10 protein-coding genes are annotated in these 16,754 nt (G+C 62.9%); 2 read left to right on the top strand and 8 right to left on the bottom strand.

What is annotated here, in order from left to right; translation table 11 throughout:
- Positions 1-40 precede the first annotated feature (40 nt).
- Both FG13_RS27520 and FG13_RS27525 read right to left on the bottom strand, forming a co-directional pair.
- Complete coding sequence (locus tag FG13_RS27520) at positions 41-988, bottom strand: YihY/virulence factor BrkB family protein (protein WP_035826263.1); 948 nt, start codon at positions 986-988, stop codon at positions 41-43.
- A gap of 70 nt (positions 989-1,058) precedes the next feature.
- A complete protein-coding gene (locus FG13_RS27525; RefSeq protein ID WP_035826268.1) occupies positions 1,059-2,084 on the bottom strand; it encodes an OmpA family protein in 1,026 nt (341 codons plus the stop codon).
- 471 nt (positions 2,085-2,555) lie between these two features.
- Here FG13_RS27525 and FG13_RS27530 point away from each other — a divergent pair, with 471 nt between their 5' ends.
- Positions 2,556-8,309 carry an alpha-2-macroglobulin family protein gene (locus FG13_RS27530; RefSeq protein ID WP_235211819.1) on the top strand — a complete coding sequence of 1,918 codons (5,754 nt, stop codon included), beginning with the start codon at positions 2,556-2,558 and terminating at the stop codon, positions 8,307-8,309.
- Positions 8,310-8,326: 17 nt separating this feature from the next.
- Positions 8,327-10,417 carry a penicillin-binding protein 1C gene (pbpC, locus tag FG13_RS27535; protein WP_035826271.1) on the top strand — a complete coding sequence of 697 codons (2,091 nt, stop codon included), beginning with the start codon at positions 8,327-8,329 and terminating at the stop codon, positions 10,415-10,417.
- A 2-nt stretch (positions 10,418-10,419) separates the two neighbouring features.
- Here pbpC and FG13_RS27540 read toward each other — a convergent pair whose 3' ends face one another.
- The 6 genes from FG13_RS27540 to FG13_RS27565 all read right to left on the bottom strand — a co-directional run bounded on the left by FG13_RS27540 (position 10,420) and on the right by FG13_RS27565 (position 16,730).
- Positions 10,420-12,042, bottom strand: a complete 1,623-nt coding sequence (locus FG13_RS27540; RefSeq protein WP_035826276.1) for a type VI lipase adapter Tla3 domain-containing protein — start codon at positions 12,040-12,042, stop codon at positions 10,420-10,422.
- Positions 12,043-12,149: 107 nt separating this feature from the next.
- Entirely contained in the window at positions 12,150-14,468 is a 2,319-nt protein-coding gene (locus tag FG13_RS27545) for a T6SS effector phospholipase Tle3 domain-containing protein (RefSeq protein WP_035826280.1), read from the bottom strand.
- A gap of 91 nt (positions 14,469-14,559) precedes the next feature.
- The gene (locus FG13_RS27550) at positions 14,560-15,240 is read right to left on the bottom strand and encodes a hypothetical protein (protein ID WP_152598878.1); all 681 of its coding nucleotides are present in this window, start codon (positions 15,238-15,240) and stop codon (positions 14,560-14,562) included.
- A gap of 69 nt (positions 15,241-15,309) precedes the next feature.
- On the bottom strand, positions 15,310-15,639 hold the full coding sequence (locus FG13_RS27555) for a hypothetical protein (protein WP_152598879.1): 330 nt from the start codon (positions 15,637-15,639) through the stop codon (positions 15,310-15,312).
- Between the two features lie 116 nt (positions 15,640-15,755).
- Positions 15,756-16,268 (bottom strand): hypothetical protein, encoded by a 513-nt coding sequence (locus FG13_RS27560; protein WP_051959498.1) that lies wholly within the window; start codon positions 16,266-16,268, stop codon positions 15,756-15,758.
- Between the two features lie 27 nt (positions 16,269-16,295).
- Positions 16,296-16,730 carry a hypothetical protein gene (locus FG13_RS27565; protein WP_152598880.1) on the bottom strand — a complete coding sequence of 145 codons (435 nt, stop codon included), beginning with the start codon at positions 16,728-16,730 and terminating at the stop codon, positions 16,296-16,298.
- Positions 16,731-16,754 lie beyond the last annotated feature (24 nt).

Raw genomic sequence — 16,754 nt, forward strand, 5'->3', positions numbered from 1 at the left:
GGCGCCCGCGGGCGCCGTTTTCGCATGTGGAGCGAGGGAATCAGGACTGGTGGCGTTTCAATATCTTGACTTGCACGTCGCCATCGTCCGTCTTCGGCATATCCTTCATGCTGCCCAGTTGCAGGGCGAACTGGCGCGTGAATTCAGCGCCCAGGAAGAAGATTTGTGCCGAGTAATACACCCACAACAGCAGGGCCACCAGCGAACCGGCCGCGCCATAGCTGCTGGCCACGCCGCTATTGCCGATATACACGCCAATTGCATATTTCCCCAATGAAAACATGAAGGCCGTGCCCACGGCGCCGATCACCACGTCGCGCCAGGACAGGCGCACGCGCGGCAGCATTTTGTAGATGACGGCAAACAGGCTGGCGATGACGGCAAAGCCGATCAGGTTCGACAGGATGGTAAACAGCACGGCCGTGTCCTTCCACACGCCTTCCCAGAAGTTGGCGAGGATGGCCATGGCCGCATTGACCACCAGCGACACCATCAGCAGGAAGGCCAGTACCAGCACCAGGCCGAAGGACAGCAGGCGCGTGCGCAGCATGTCCCAGGCGCCCGCTTCCTTCAGCGGCGGCACTTGCCAGATTTCATCGAGACTGGCTTTCAGCTCGGCAAACACGCTGGTGGCGCCAAACAGCAGCAGGGCGCTGGCGATGAGGGTGGCGATGCGCCCCTGTTCATGGTTCTTCGCGCCGGCCAGCACCAGCTGAATGGCTTCGGCGCCCTGCGTGCCCAGCAAGCCCTGCAGTTGTCCCATCAGCTCGCCGCGTGCGGCGGCCGGGCCATAGAAAAAGCCGGCGATGGCAATCACCAGCACGAGGATGGGGGCGATGGAAAACAGGGTGTAGTAGGCGAGGGCGGCGCCCTTGCTTGAGGCGCGGTGTTCCAGCCATTCGGTGACGGAACAGACGATGACACTGCGCATCTGCTTGCTGAACGGCGCCAGGCCGGCCAGCTTGGGATAGCGGGTAGAAATATTCATGATGGCTTTCAATGCAAAAAAGGGGCGCGAGCCCCTTTTTTTATTCACAAGTGGCGTACCACTGTTGAGTTTACTGCACGCGGCGTTCGATGGTGATCTGTTCCACTTCAACGCGGCGGTTTGGTTCCAGGCACTTGATCAGGTCGGCACGTTTCTTGTTGTCGCAGGTGACAACAGGATTGGTGGAACCCTTGCCTTCGGCCGTCAGACGGTTGGCGGCGACACCATGACCGACCAGGTATTCCTTGACTGCATCAGCGCGCTGCTGCGACAGTTTCAGGTTGTACTTGGGCGAACCGATGCGGTCGGCATAACCACTGATGACGACGTTGTTGACGTCCGGTGCGGCGTTCAGCACGCGGGCGATTTCGTCGAGCTTGGTCTGTGTCGGGCCCAGCTTGGCGCTGTCGAACGCGAACAATTCCGTTGCCGCCATCGTCACTTTTTCAAAGCGTGCTGGCGGTGGCGGCGGTGGTGGCGGCACGACCACGACGACTTCTTCACGCGCTGGCGGCGGTGGCGGTGGCGGCGGCGGTGCAGCTGGTTTGTCGAACGCGAAGTTCAGGCCCACGGTGACATAGTAGTTGTTGGACTTGCTGCTCGGGTCGAACGTATTGCCGCGCAGGAAACCGTGCACATTGCGGATGTCAGCCTGGAACGACAATTGATCGTTGATCGTGGACTGGAAGCCCAGACCGACGCTGGCGTAAGGCGAGCTCTTGCTGCGTTCGCCGAAAGCGAAGCTGGTGTCCTTGTCGCGCTGCATGCCGGCACCAACGAGCAGGAAGGGGCGGAAAGCTTTGCGCGAGAACATGTACAGACCGTCTACGCCCAGCGTATTTTGCTGGTAGCGCTGACCGCCATCCTTGGAGCGGGCATACGTGGTGCCCAGCTGGATATCCCAGTCCGGCGAAACGGGTTTACCGAAACGCAAGCCTGCGCCATAGCCGGTTTTATCCGTGGCGAAGTCGGAATCTGGCTTGAGTGCGTTGAGGCTGGGTTGAATGTACCAGGAGGGATTGATTTCCTGGGCCTGTGCGCCGAGGGCGGAGCACAGTACTGCGGCGGCAACGGCGATTTTTTTTAGATTATTCACAAGTAACTCCCAACGTTGATAAGAGATTTTCTCTACTGCATCAATGCGACAACTGCCAGACATGCTATTGCTAGAGATAGACAGCAATTCCAGGTGCGCTTTCTTGCGATAAATGCACTGCTGTTGGAGTAGAGAATACGGTTGCAGGTTCAAGTGGTCGGTGCGATAGCGCACAAAGCATTGCGGTATATCAATGGTGTTGCAGATTCACGACAAATACTTTGGTGTTGAAAAAAACTAATTCGCCTCGGCAAACTTTTGCAATCACGGCCACATCCTGGCACCGCGACTGGAGGCAATCGTACGACTTGTTACCAGCGTGCCACTGTATATTAGCAACAATGATGAGCTTGATAACTAATATTACATTGATGTTGTATTCCTGCCGCGTTCGCTTGCTTTGCCGGGCTTCTCTCGGGCAACTATCGTGCGCCGCAGCCAGCTCCGCCACTTTTCATCAAGGAGTCACCCGTGTCTGACCACCCCCGTGCTGTTTCTTCCCCGCCATTTGGCAAACTGGGCCCGCTATGTTTGTTGCTGTCGCTGGGCCTGGCTCTGCCGGCCTGGGCCGATAGCGGCGTGTCCCTGTTTTCACCGAGCGGCACGGTCAAGGCCGTGCGTCAGGTGCGGGCCCAGTTCGCCACGCCGATGGTGCCGTTCGGCGACATGGGCTTGCCCGCGCCATTCGCCATCGATTGCGGCAAGGCTGAACCTGCCGTCGTGGCGGGCGCGGGGCGCTGGGCTGACGAGCGCAACTGGAACTACGATTTCGAGCGCGATTTGCCGGCCGGCGTGGCGTGCAGCTTCACCTTGAAGCCGGGCCTGAAGGACCAGGCCGGCAAGCCCTTGCAGGGGACGGCGTCCTACCGTTTCACCACGGGCGGCCCGGCCATCGTCGAAGCCGTACCATATGACGGCCAACCGTACATCGATGAGAACCAGATCTTCGTGCTGGGCCTCGATGCCGCGCCAAACGAGGCCAGCGTGGCCACGAACGCGTACTGCCGCGCCGACGGCATCAATGAAAAGATTCCCGTGCGCCTGCTTAAAGGCAAGGAAATGGAGCAGGTATTGACCCTGCGCAAGAGCTTTCTCGACCGCTACCTGACCGTGTATTTCAAGAAGCGCGGCACGGTCTGGAAAGTGGGCATGCCCGTCGCCAGCAAGGGCGCGCCGCCGCTGCCCGTCACCGTGCTGCAATGCAAGCGCAGCTTCCCCGCCAACGCCAAGGTGTCGCTGGTGTGGGGCGAAGGCATCGCCAGCGCCAGCGGCATCTCCACGGACAAGGCGCAAACGCTGCAGTTCAAGACGCGGCCCGATTTCACGGCCAAATTCAGCTGCGAGCGCAGCAATCCGAAGGAACAGTGCATCCCGTTCCTGCCCATGCGCGTGCAGTTTTCCGCACCCGTGAGCGCGGCGCAGGTGCGCGCCATGAGCCTGAAGGGCGGCGGCAAGACGTATGCGCCGACGATTTCAAAAGAGGAAGAAAAGGCCGAGTTCCTGTACCGCGCCGCCTTCAACGGCCCCTTTCCCGTGCAAGCGAGTTTTGTCCTGAGCCTGCCGCCGAAGCTGACGGATGACGCGGGCCGCACCTTGCTCAACCGCGCGCGCTTTCCCATGACGGTGCGCACGGGCGAACAGCCGCCGCTGCTGAAGTTCCCGGCCCCGTTCGGCATCATCGAAGCCAAGGGCGACGGCTTGCTGCCCGTCACCGTGCGCAATATCGAACCCGTGCTGTCGGGCAAGGAAGTCGCGCAGCCATCGGCTGCCGCCACGGGCGCCACCTTGCGCGTGCCCGACAATGACGACAAGTTCATCATCGAGTGGATGCAGCGCCTGGCCGGCAATGGCGACGGCGGCGAATATTGGCAGCCGTACGCGCAATATGCGGGCAACATGAGCAAATCCGTGCTGGCCGGGGCTTCCGGCACGCGTCCCATCAGCTTGCCGCGTCCCGATGGCAAGAAAACCTTTGAAGTGATCGGCATTCCGTTGCAAAAACCGGGCTTTTACGTGGTCGAGCTGGCCAGCCCCATCCTCGGCAAGGCGTTGCTGGGCAAACCGACGACGGCCTACATCCGCACGGCCGCGCTGGTGACGAATCTGGCGGCCCACTTCAAGCATGGCGCGCAATCGTCGCTCGTGTGGGTGACGTCGCTCGACAAGGGCGCGCCTGTTGCGAAAGCGCAAGTGGCCGTGCGCGACTGCGCCGGCAAGCTGCTGTGGCAAGGCGCCACGGGGGCGGACGGCGTGGCGCACATTCCCGGCGAGCTGGCCAATTCCAGCTGCAAGAACAATGGCCGCTACTTTATCAGTGCGCGCAGCGGCGGCGACATGACGTTCACCCTGTCGGACTGGGTGGGCGGCATCGAAGCCTGGCGTTTCAATTTGCCGACCGACGATACGCGCGCCGACAACACCCTGCTGGCGACGGTATTCGACCGCACCTTGCTGCGCGCCGGCGAAACCGTGCACATGAAGCATTTCATCCGCAAGCACACGGGCGAGGGCATGAGCTTGGTCGACAAGAACAACGGTCCCGGCAGCGCCACCTCCGTCGTCATCACGCACCAGGGCAGCGACCAGAACTATCAATTGCCGCTGCGCTGGTCCGCCAGCGGCACGGCGGAAAGCGACTGGGTCATTCCCGCCGACGCCAAGCAGGGAGAATACAGCGTCACCATGGCGGGACGCCCGTCTGGCAGTTTCCGCGTCGAAGCGTTCCGCGTGCCGACCATGAAAGCCCTGCTGCAAGGGCCGAAAGCGCCCGCCGTGCAGGCGAAGCAGCTGGCCCTCGATGCACAAATCACCTACTTGGCCGGCGGCGCCGCCACCAACGCGCCCGTCAAGCTGCGCACGGTGCTGCAAGACAAGAGCGTGACGTTTGCCGACTATCCCGACTATAGCTTCAGCAATGGCGACGTGAAGGAAGGTCTTGTGAAACAAGGCACGGGCTATGACGACGATGAGGGCGAATGGCAGGATGAAGGCCATGGCGCGGGTGGCCCCGGCGCCACGGCCGCGCGCACGCAAAGCTTGACCTTGGACAAGGCGGGCGGCGCGCGCATCGTCATCGACCAGCTGCCGCAGCTGTCCACGCCGCGCGACCTGGTGGCGGAAATGGCTTTCCAGGATGCGAATGGCGAGACGGCATCGGTCGCCACGCGCGTACCGCTGTGGCCGTCAAACTATGTGATCGGCATCAAGCCCGATGCATGGGCCTTGAGCAAGGATGCCTTCAAGTTCACGGTGGCCGTGCTCGGCACGAATGGCAAGCCCGTGGCGAATGCCCCGGTCGCCGTCGACTTCTTCCAGCGCAACAGCTATTCGCACCGCCGGCGCCTGATCGGCGGCTTCTATGCGTATGAAAACAGCAGCGAAGTGGTCAAGCTGGGCCCGGCGTGCTCGGGCAAGACGGATGGCAAGGGCTTGTTGATGTGCGACGTGAAAGCGCCTGCCAGCGGCAATCTGGTCTTGCGCGCCAGCACGCAGGATGCATCCGGCAACGCGGCCGTCGCCAACCGCGAAACCTGGGTGGCCGGCAGCGGCGACTGGTGGTTCAACGCCAGCGACAATGACCGCATCGACGTGCTGCCGGAAAAGAAACGCTATGAACCGGGCCAGGAAGCGAGCTTGCAAGTACGCATGCCGTTCCGCGCGGGCACGGCCTTGATCACGGTCGAGCGCGAAGGCATCCTCGACACCTATGTGCGCCAGCTCAATGGCCGGGAACCGGTGGTGACTATCCCGGTCAAACCGAATTACGCACCGAATGTGTATGTATCCGTGTTTGTCGTGCGGGGCAGGGTCGATGGCGTGCAGCCGACGGCGCTGGTCGACCTGGGCAAGCCGGCCTACAAGATGGGCATCGCACCGCTGAACGTGGGGTGGCAGGCGCATGAGCTGAACGTGATGGTGGTGTCCGACAAGGAAGTGTATAAAACGCGGGACAAGGCGGAAGTGTCCGTACGCGTGCGCCGCGCCGATGGCAAACCGTTGCCGGCAGGCGCAGAAGTGGCGCTGGCGGCCGTCGATACGGGGCTGTTGGAACTGATGCCCAACGATAGCTGGAAGTTGCTCGACACCATGATGGCGCAGCGCAGCCTGCAGGTGGAAACGGCGACGGCGCAGATGCAGGTGATCGGCAAGCGCCACTTCGGCCGCAAGGCCTTCCCGGCCGGCGGTGGCGGGGGCAAGGGCGCCAGCCGCGAACTGTTCGACACCCTGCTGTTCTGGAAGGGCACCGTCAAGCTCGACGCCAAGGGCGAAGCGACGGTGCAAGTGCCGCTCAACGATTCCTTGACGGCGTTCCGCATCGTCGCCATCGCCAGCGCCGGCAAGGAATTGTTTGGCACGGGCAGCACGGACATCCGCAGCTCGCAAGACTTGATTTTGATGTCGGGCTTGCCGACCCTCGTGCGCGAAGGCGACCAGTTGCGTGCCGGATTCACGGTGCGCAACACCTCGGCCGCCTCCTTGAACGTGGACCTCAACGCCAGCGCGGCCGGCAAGGCCTTGCCGCGGCAGAGCCTGACCCTGGCGGCGGGCGAAGCGCGCGAGGTGGGGTGGGATTACCAGGTGCCGCTCGGCGCGCAGCAGATTGTGTGGGAGATAGTCGCGAAGGCGGGCAGCGGGCTTGGCAACACCTCCGATAAACTGAAAATCACGCAAAAGGTAGGTCAGGCCACGCCCGTGCGCACGTACCAGGCCACCTTGCAGCAGATCGACAAGCCCGTCAATATGTCCGTGCAAATGCCGGCCGGCGCCTTGCCGGGCCGGGGCGGCATCCAGACCAGCTTTGTCGCCAGGCTCGGTGGCGAGCTGCCAGGCGTGCGCGAGTACATGGCCGCGTATCCGTACACCTGCTTCGAGCAAAACACGTCGAAAGCCATCGCCCTGCAAGACCAGGACGCGTGGAACAAGCTGGCCGCCAGCCTGCCCGCCTACCTGGACAGCGATGGCATGCTGAAATACTTCCCCATCATGGAGCTGGGCAGCGACAGCCTGACGGCGTATGTGTTGTCGGCAACCCGGGAAGCGGGCTATGCGATTCCCGAGCAGACGAAAAACCGCATGGAAGCAGCCTTGACGGCCTTCGTGCAGGGCCGCATCGTGCGCCGTTCCGCGCTGGACACGACGGACCTGGCCGTGCGTAAACTTGCTGCGCTGGAAGCGCTGTCGCGTTCGAACAAGGTGCCGCCCGATGCGCTGGAAAGTATCAGCATCAACCCGAACCTGTGGCCTACCTCGGCCGTCATTGACTGGAGCCTGTTGCTGCAACGCACGCCCAGCCTGGCGCGCCGCGATACGCTGCTGGCTGAAGCGCAGCAGATCCTGCGTTCACGCCTGAATTTCCAGGGCACGACCATGGGCTTTTCCACCGAGCGCAAGGATAACTGGTGGTGGCTGATGGTATCCGGCGACGTTAACGCCAACCGCCTGCTGCTGGCCGTGATGGACAACCCGGCGTGGAAAGACGACATCGGCCGCCTGGTGCGCGGCAGCATGGGCCGCCAGAAAAAGGGCCGCTGGGATACCACGGTAGCCAACGCCTGGGGTACCCTGGCCATCAATAAATTCTCGGCCAAGTTCGAATCCACGCCCGTGACGGGCGCCAGCGCCGTCAAGCTGGGCGGCGATACGCAAGCGCTCGTGTGGAATGGCGCGGCGAAAGTGGGGCCTGTGCTGCAAGCGTGGCCGAAGGGCACGGACACCCTGGGCCTGGCGCACAGCGGCACCGGCAAGCCTTGGGCCACCGTGCAAAGCCTGGCGGCCATCCCGCTCAAGGCGCCCGTGTCCAGCGGTTACACGATCAAGAAAACCATTACGCCGGTGGAACAGAAGACGGCGGGTGCCTGGTCGCGCGGCGACATCTACCGCGTGCGCCTGGATTTGTCGGCGCAGGCGGACATGAGCTGGGTGGTGGTCGACGACCCGATTCCCGCCAGCGCCACGGTGCTGGGCAACGGCCTGGGCCGCGATTCGCAGCTGATGACGGCGGGCGAAAAATCCACGGGCTGGGTCTGGCCCACGTTCGAGGAACGGGCTTTCGATGCCTTCCGCGCGTATTACGCGTTTGTTCCGAAGGGCAGCTGGAGCGTGGAATACACGGTGCGCCTGAACAATGCAGGTGACTTCAGCCTGCCGGCCACGCGCATCGAAGCCATGTATTCGCCCGAAATGTTTGGCGAGTCGCCGAACGCGAATGTGAAGGTGGGGCAGTGAGGAGTGTCATCGTTGTCATGGGCTGCCTGCTGGCCGGCCCCGTCTTCGCCGAGGCGGTCTTGACGCCGGCCCAGGTGCAAGCCGCCTACCGCAGTTCGGAAGCACAATTGCTGGACCGCAGCGGCGCACCGCTGCAATCGTTGCGCGTGGACATGAAGGTGCGGCGCTTGCCATGGGTGCCGCTGGCCGATATCTCGCCGGCCGTGCAGCAAGCCGTGCTGCTGGCGGAAGACCAGCGCTTCATGCGCCATGGCGGCGTGGATGTGTCCGCGCTGGCCACGGCCGCCTGGGACAATCTGTTTTCAAAAAAGCCCCGGGGCGCTTCTACCATCACCATGCAGCTGGCGGGCCAGCTCGATGCGGATTTGCAGGCGTCCTCGGGCGGACGCAGCCTGCGCCAGAAATGGGACCAGATGCGCGCCGCCCAGGCCATCGAAGACAGCTGGAGCAAGGCGCAGATTTTTGAAGCGTATTTGAACCTCGTGTCGTTCCGCGGCGAGCTGCAGGGCATCGCGTCCGCCTCGTACAGCCTGTTTGGCAAGGCGCCGTCCGGACTGAACCAGACGGACGCCATCATCCTGGCCAGCCTCGTGCGGGCGCCGAACGCGCCGCCTGCCACCGTCACGCGGCGTGCCTGCGCGCTGGCGCAAGAGTGGCGCATGGACAGCAGTTGCCAGCTGATCGGCCAGCGCGTGCAGACGGCCCTGCAGCGCAACGCGTTGTATGCGGAGCTGGCGCCGGCGCCGCAAGTGGCGCAGCAGCTGCTGAAGCAGCCGGGCGCGCAAGTCGCCAGCACGCTCGATGGTCCCTTGCAGCGCTTTGCACAGGAAAATCTGCGCCAGCAACTGGCGTCCTTGCGCGAGCGCAATGTCAACGATGGCGCCATCATCGTGTTAGACAACCGCAGCGGAGAAATCCTCGCCTATGTGGGCAATGCGGGCGGCAGCCACGTCGATGGCGTGACGGCTCTGCGCCAGGCCGGTTCCACATTAAAACCGTTCTTGTATGAACTGGCCATCGAGCGCCGCTTGATGACGGCCGCGTCCGTCATGGACGACTCGCCGCTCGACGTCGCTACGGCGTCCGGCATGTATGCGCCGCAAAACTACGACCGCAATTTCAAGGGTTACGTCAGCGCCCGCACCAGCCTGGCCAGCTCGCTGAACATTCCCGCCGTGCGCACGGTGCTGCTGACGGGGCAGGACGGCTTTTATAACCGCCTGAAGGACGTGGGCCTGTCGAGCCTGACGGAAGCGGCCGAATACTATGGCCCTTCGCTGGCGCTGGGCTCGTCGGAAGTCACCTTGCTGGAACTGGCCAACGCCTACCGCGCGCTGGCCAATGGCGGACTGTACAGCACCGCCAGCCTGCAGCCGGGGCAGGCTGGCAAGGATAAACGCCGGGTGATGGAGCCGGGCGCCGCCTTCATCGTCGGCGACATCCTGGCCGACCGCGCCGCGCGCAGCATGACGTTTGGCCTGCGCAACGAGCTGGGGACGAATTTCTGGAGCGCCGTCAAGACGGGCACCAGCAAGGACATGCGCGACAACTGGTGCATGGGCTACTCGGCGCGCTACACGGTGGGTGTCTGGGTGGGCAATTTCGATGGCAAGCCCATGTGGGACGTGTCGGGCGTGACTGGCGCCGCGCCCGTGTGGCGCGACGTGATGGATTACCTGCACAAGAACGTGCCCAGCCATGCCCCGAAAGCGCCGCCCGGCGTGCTGCAGCAGATGGTGGCGTACCAGCCCGCGCTGGAAGCGCCGCGCCGCGAATGGTTTATCACCGGCACGGAGAGCCCCGTCATCGCCGTCTTGGGCGACACCGTGAAGCCGCCCGCCATCGTGTATCCGGCCGACGACAGCATCCTCGCCATCGACCCCGACATCCCGCCCGCCCTGCAGCGCGTATTCTTCCAGGCCCAGGGCAGCCGCAATTTGCGCTGGGTGCTCGACGGCAAGGACATGGGCGCGGCGCTTGACAGCATCAGCTGGCGCCCCGTGCCGGGCAAGCACGCGCTGGCCCTTGTCGATGCCGATGGCAAGTCGGTGGCGCAGGTGGCGTTTCAGGTGCGGGGGAACGCCTTGGCGCCGCTTGCCGCGCACTGAGATCAGTTCGCCGGATAATTCGCCGGGTCGATGGCCGGCGTGACGTAGTGCCGCAGCACATCGCCGCCGTGCGGATGCTTTTGCGTGCGGCGTTTTTCGTCCGACGGCGGGCTGACCAGTACGATGGTCGCTTCGTCCGGATTGCGTAAATTCACCACGGCGCTGACGCCGCCATCGCGGTAGCTGCCCATCACGGCGATGGCCATCTGCACGAACAGGGTGGCCGCGCCCGTGTTGCCCAGTCGCTGATCCGTGTCGATCCACTGCGCCGTATTGCCGCTGTCGAGTTCCGTGCCACCATCTTCCGCATGGCTCAGCAAGGTCTTGTGCAGCGCCACCAGCTGCGCCTGATTGCCACCGGTGGCAGCGACCAGGCGCGCCGGCGCGGCGGGGCGCTCGGCTTCCGGCAAGTTGCGCAAGGCTTGTTGCCAGCCCGCCTGCAAGGCTTGCTCGCGCTGATCGCGCCGCGTCAGGGGCTTGCCGTGCTCATCCGTCATCCTGACAAACGTGGGCCGGTGGATGAAACCGAAGGTCGGCAGGCGGTCCAGCTGCGCCAGTTGTTCCTTGTTGAATGGCAAGGGAAACCAGGGCGTGGGTTGCCAGTCTTTGGGCGGTTGGTAGGTCTTGTGCTGGAGCCTGTCGAGCATGCTGAAGCTGCCCGTGCCGCGGATATCGGAGCGCTGCGCGAATTGCGCGGCGACGGGGAGCCATTCGGCGATTGAGGGCTGACGCTGGGTGAATGCACTCGGGTCTTCTTTTTTGTCTGGATGGGGCACTGCTCGCATCAATTTGTCATATGCCAGATACAGGCGCCGCGCCACGCCGTAGGTGTTGAGGTCATCGACGCTGTCCTCGGGCGGCGCATCGTCATATGCAAACTTCCGCACGGCGTCTATGCGCTCGCGCCGGGCCAGCACGAAGAGGGCGGAGGTGTCGGGCATTTCGGGGATGTAGCGGCCGTCATGTGTGAGCGGCGGAGAGTTGTCAGGACTGTACAGGTCGCGCGTGGGCATGCTGTCTTCGGAATTGAGCACGATGTAAGGCACATCGGGATGGGCATCGAAAAAGGCAAATACCTCTTCCAGGATGCGGTCCGGATGTTCGCTCAGGCGGCGTGGACCACTGGCGAACAGATGCCAGTGCAGACCGGATGACGCGGCGCCACCGGCCAGGCCTATGGCTGGTGAGTCGGGGCTGTCCAGCATGCGCGAATTGAAGATCGGTGGCTCAGCATTGAAAACGGGGACGCCGAAATACATGGGAGTATCCCTCGCCCCATTCTCCAGCGTGTCGCCGCCGCGGCCACCTGCTATCCCAGCTCTTTGCATGGCGTCCCAGGTGTATTTTTCCTTGTCCTGTTCGCGGATGCTGGCATAGGCATTTCCCTGCTGCAGCGCTTCCCACAGCTTGCCTTGGCGATACTTGTCCAGAGTGACGCCGAGACCGATGACTTCCAGCACATATTCCCGCTTGTCCTGTTCGCTGGGCGCCGCTTGTTGCACTTGCGGCTGTGCGACGGCAACAGGCTTGGACGAATGCAGCCAGCGAGAACCGAGCAATGTAGCCGCGACGATGGGCGGGAGCAGCAACAGCCATTGCAGGTGGTGCCATAATTTACTACGCATCGTGGACTCCAATAAGAAAGGTGACGGACCGATCAGCAAAGACCCAAATAGAGCCAACACGATGAGGGCGGCACCGAGTGGATATCGTAAGCGTGGAAATGTACTTTTCATTTTGGGATATCGTCGCTTGGCTTGTGGACGACTGGCGTGACGACCGATTCGGTACGCCTGCCGTTGATTGTTTCACACACAACAGTGGATGGTAGACCCGCCTGCAAGGCAGGCACGAAGGCTGGCAACACTCCCGAGCTGTAGTAGTCGGCATTGCCTTTGATAATGAGCTGGCGCTGCGCCGGTTCTGCCGCCAGGTAGATTGCAAATTTTTTCTTGAAGTCACTCCATCGGGGGATGGATGGCCGCACTGGATTACGGATATCGCCTTGTAATCGCCAGTCGGCAACGGCGCACAAATATTCATAAAACCTTGGATCACTGCTCGCCTTCCCGCTGCCGATGGCCACGTCATACGCCGTCACGTTGCGATGATTCTCTGCGTTGCCGATAATGGCCCCGTGGAAGGATTTTGGGCTGACCTCGTTCTGCCAGCGCTTGCGCGCCTCGTTCGGGGTTTCTTCGCGATTCACAAGCAGATTGTCGCCACCACCCGGATGGCGCGAGACGCGGTCGATCTTGCATTGGTCGCCTGCTTCCTTGCCCAGGTTCAGGGCTTTTTCCACCTGATCGCGCTGGCCCGAGCCGAACATGCCGACGCCGTATTCGGGAATGCGATGCTTGAGCGGCCGCGGATCGGCAATGATTTCCTGCTTGCGCATGCGCAAACCTTTCTTGCTGGTCACCGCGATGGCTGCATCGATTGGGTCGACTTCCTCGCACGGTCCTTGCTGGTCGCGCGGCAGCCTTGCCTGGTCGGAATCCTTCGGGAATTGCCCAGGGCGGATCTCGCCGCCGTCGAGCACGGCTTTCCCGGGTACGCGCAAGGCTTCGCCATTGATCGTGCGCAAGCCTTCGCGCCGACCCGCTTCCGTGGAAAAGATATTCCATTTGCTGGGTTTGACGGGCGGCCATGGCGCCTCGTCGTGGTTGCCGCGGTGGCCCCGGTTGGCGCCAGCCACGTGGGCATGGTCGTCCTCGCCTTCCAGCCGCAGGGCGAAGTCGTGCGGCGGCAGGCCTACCAGCACCTGCCCATTGTTTTTGCCAGCCGCATCGGGGCGCTGTTTGTTGGTAAAGACACGCTGGTAAAATCCTTTACCCAGTTCCGCTAGCGGTTGCCGGCGCTGGAAATCCTTTTCCCAGTAGGTGGGGCCATCACCCCAGATGCTTTTGTCCGTCTTGCCCTTGGTTTTGGACAGGCCATGGCCATCGATGTGGTCGGGTATGCCTTGCCAGCCGATGCCCTGCATATTATCCAGCGCTACAGTCATGTCTTCGGGGCAAAAGTACAGGTAGACCTTGCCCCGGTTGTCTCGGTCCGCTTCCGCGCGCCATGCCGCGCCCGCCATCCCATGGCAGACGGTGTGATCCTTGATTTGTGTAAAGGCGGGCGTGGCATGCCTTTTTGCCACCACGCCTTGTACGATCTGCGCCAGGGTTTGCAGGCGCGCATGCAGCGTCTGGCGGTTGTTGATGGCGTCGTACTGGCTTTCCATTACCGCATCCCGGCCGCCGCCAAAGATGCGGCTCGATTCCGCCGCGCCGAAGAACATGGTCGTGTCTTCCACCAGGCTGTAGGGCGGATGCGTGAGGATCAGCGTGTCGGCGGGTCGCTTGCCTTCGTCGAGCAGGAAGGCTTGCGCCAGCAGCGAGATCAAGCAGCCCTGGCTGTGCGCGACGATGGAAACCACGTCGTCGCTGTCGTAATCGCGGATCATGGCGATGAGCGCGGCCAGGCGCTTGGCCGCCAGCACCATGTACATGCGGCCCGGCGCCGTCTTCAAAGGGCGCACGGGGTCGCCGCCCACGTCGTACGGAGAGAATAATCCCTTGTTCCACATGTCGGGCAGGGTATTGGTGGCATTGCCGAACGGGCCGCCGTTCTTCGACATATCCTTGTCCAGGCGGTTGCCGTAGCGGTCCGTGTTTTGGCCGTTGATCACTTTGCTGGCGTTGCTGCGTTCGCGAAAGCCCCAGTAAAACGGGATGACGGGGCTGTACGTCGTGTCATCCGGCTGGCGCTTGAAAAATACATCGTCCGGATCGGCCAAGGCTTCCTTCTTGTCGGATGCCTGCGGCAGGCGGTAGGTGGCCGGGGTGAACACGTGGCCGCCGCCATACATGCGCGCATCGAGTCCCTGGCAGAGTCCTTTTTCCACGGCGCCAAAACTGGTGCCGACGTCGTTCACGCCATGGATGACGATGATGTTGCCGGGCAACTCAGGGCGGATGCGCACGATGGCGTCGTTGAGGCGGCCACCATGGAGCAGGGCGCTACTCTTGCCGCTGGTGTAGGGAAGTTTGGGATACGCCATCACCGCTCCATGCAGACCAGACAGGACAGTGTAGAGGGGCGGGACGGCGGCTTAATTGCGTTTACGCAAGCATTGCGGAGAGAGGGCCGCCTTATGGCGCGCTAATGATGTTCGCCAGCGCAATCCGATACGCGGGCTGCACCTCGCCATTCTTGTCCAGCTTGTCCGTCATGATCACGCCGAAGCCTTGCGCGTACCACACGTATTCGCCACTTTTGCCTTTGCTTTTTCCGCCCACGTCATGCAGTTCGAACTTGCAGGCGTCGGGGAAGCGGCGGCCGCCCAGTTCCAGGCGTTCCCAGCCCAGGAAGGTGATGGAGAAATTGCGCTCGTCCGTGCGCGTCGAGGTGGTGATCTTGTCGGACAGGCCCGCCAGCGGATAATGGGTGCTCGTTTGCGTGTCCGAAAATTGCACGCGCACTTCCTGACCGGGGCGCATGTTGGCGGGGATGGCGGACTGCGGCGTGTAAACGTTCTTGCTGCGCACGGTGCCGTCTTCGTTGTAGTGGACGTTGCCTGTCAAGAATACCTGGCCATCGCGGATATCCTGGTAGGACGTGGCCAGCAGCACGCCGCCGTTGAGGATCAGCTGCGTGCCCTTTTGTGTCTTGCCTTCGAACAGTTCCTCGACGTTGACTTGCGCGTCGCCATTGTTCTTGCTGAACTTGATACCCGTCGTCAGTTCCATGCATTCGCCCACCGTGGGCGCCGCCTGTACGCTCGCGGCCGTCAATACCCCTGCCGCCATCATTCCACACCATGCTGCTTTCATTGTCTTCCTGGCTATCTTGTAAAGGCGCGATGATAGCGTGCCTGAAAGCAACGTGGCGCAGCGCTGGACTTATTTCGTGGGGGCGACGGGGATGCTGGGCACCGCTGGCGTCGACGCTGGCGGCTCGGTTGGCGCGCCGGTGTGGGGCTTGTTTTCCGGGTTGGCTGTCGGCTTCCCGCGCCGCGTGCGTTTGTCCGTGCGAGTTTTGCTGGTCTTGCCGTCGTGGATCAGCTTGCCTTTGTTGTCGAGCTTGTCGGAGGCATCCGATTGCTGGCCCGGATCCCTGGCATTGTTGGTGTGGTTGCCCGTCTGGTTCAAATTCGTCGTCGACTGGGCTTGCACCCAGGCGCCGCCAACGGTCATCAGGGTGGCGGCCAGCAAGAGAGCGGGAGTTTTCATGGTGCGTGTCCTGTGTAGAAAGTTGGGATACTGCTGTCGAGACTCGATTGTCACATGCATGCCGCCGTTTCCAAGTAGGAATATGCCGCATGCGTGTGTGAGCATATTGCCAGTGTTCAGGCATGCTGGATCGCACGCAAGCGCAGGCGCCGCGCGCTCAGGCCGTCACGAACGCACCACGCCAGCGAGATGGCGCCCATGGCGGCCAGCCACTGGCCGGGGCCGCCGGGCGGCAGGGCTTGCATGGCCGTCGGCAGGGCCAGCCAACCAGGCAGCGCCTGCAGCAGCAAGGTGGCGATCACGCCCAAGTTGATGAATAGCAGGACGTGCAGGATGCGCTCGGGTACGGGCAAGCGGCGCGTGTCGCCTTCGACCACGGTGTCGCGCAGCGAGACGAGTATTTCCGCCAGCAGCAAAGCTACAGGCCAGCAAGCGAGCCAGCCATGCCAGCTGAACAGGCCCAGCGAGGGGAACAGCAGGCCGAAGATGGCTTCGCGGGCGCTGTGCAGGCGCTGCTCGGCGGCCGCACCCGGGCGCGACGGCAACCGCACGAGCAACTCGTGGTTGAGGATGACGTCGGCCCCGCCCAGCAGGCCGTGCAGCAGCAGCGCGGCCTGCAGCGCCGTCATGGCTATCCCGTGCCGCGTTGCCGGCGCTTAGCGGCCAGGCTGGCGCGGCGGTACCACGCCCGTGTTGCCGATATTGCCCGACGTGCCAGAGGTGCCGGTATTGCCGGAAGTTCCCGATGTCCCCGACGTGCCTGTACCGCCCGTATTGCCGTTCATGTTCTGCGTGCCGCTGCGCGCGGCGTTGCCTGCGGACTGGCCAGCGCTGCCCGGGGCGCCGCCGCCCGAGTTGCTGCCGCTGGTGGGTTGTCCCGCGCTGGTCGATTGTCCTGTATCGTGGCTGCGCGATTTGCCGGATTTCTTGTGCTGTTTCTTGCCATTCTTGCGCGTCGTCGTCGCGTCGTCTTGCGATGTTTTTTGCTGCGCGGACGTACCGGTGTTGCCAGTGCCCGTCGATTGGGCCTGTGCCAGGGCGCTTGCACTACCGAACAGCAGGATGGCCAGCATCAATGCGGATGGTTTCATGGGAACTCCTTCTCGTGGCAGGAA

This window comes from Janthinobacterium sp. RA13 (assembly GCF_000745325.1).
GTDB classification, from domain to species: Bacteria; Pseudomonadota; Gammaproteobacteria; order Burkholderiales; family Burkholderiaceae_D; genus Janthinobacterium; species Janthinobacterium rivuli.

Coding starts and splice junctions, on each gene's coding strand:
- FG13_RS27550 (WP_152598878.1), bottom strand. CDS start 15,240: ATGAAAGCAGCATGGTGTGGAATGATGGCGGCAGGGGTATTGACGGCC.
- FG13_RS27520 (WP_035826263.1), bottom strand. CDS start 988: ATGAATATTTCTACCCGCTATCCCAAGCTGGCCGGCCTGGCGCCGTTC.
- FG13_RS27560 (WP_051959498.1), bottom strand. CDS start 16,268: ATGACGGCGCTGCAGGCCGCGCTGCTGCTGCACGGCCTGCTGGGCGGG.
- FG13_RS27565 (WP_152598880.1), bottom strand. CDS start 16,730: ATGAAACCATCCGCATTGATGCTGGCCATCCTGCTGTTCGGTAGTGCA.
- FG13_RS27540 (WP_035826276.1), bottom strand. CDS start 12,042: ATGCGTAGTAAATTATGGCACCACCTGCAATGGCTGTTGCTGCTCCCG.
- FG13_RS27545 (WP_035826280.1), bottom strand. CDS start 14,468: ATGGCGTATCCCAAACTTCCCTACACCAGCGGCAAGAGTAGCGCCCTG.
- FG13_RS27555 (WP_152598879.1), bottom strand. CDS start 15,639: ATGAAAACTCCCGCTCTCTTGCTGGCCGCCACCCTGATGACCGTTGGC.
- pbpC (WP_035826271.1), top strand. CDS start 8,327: ATGGGCTGCCTGCTGGCCGGCCCCGTCTTCGCCGAGGCGGTCTTGACG.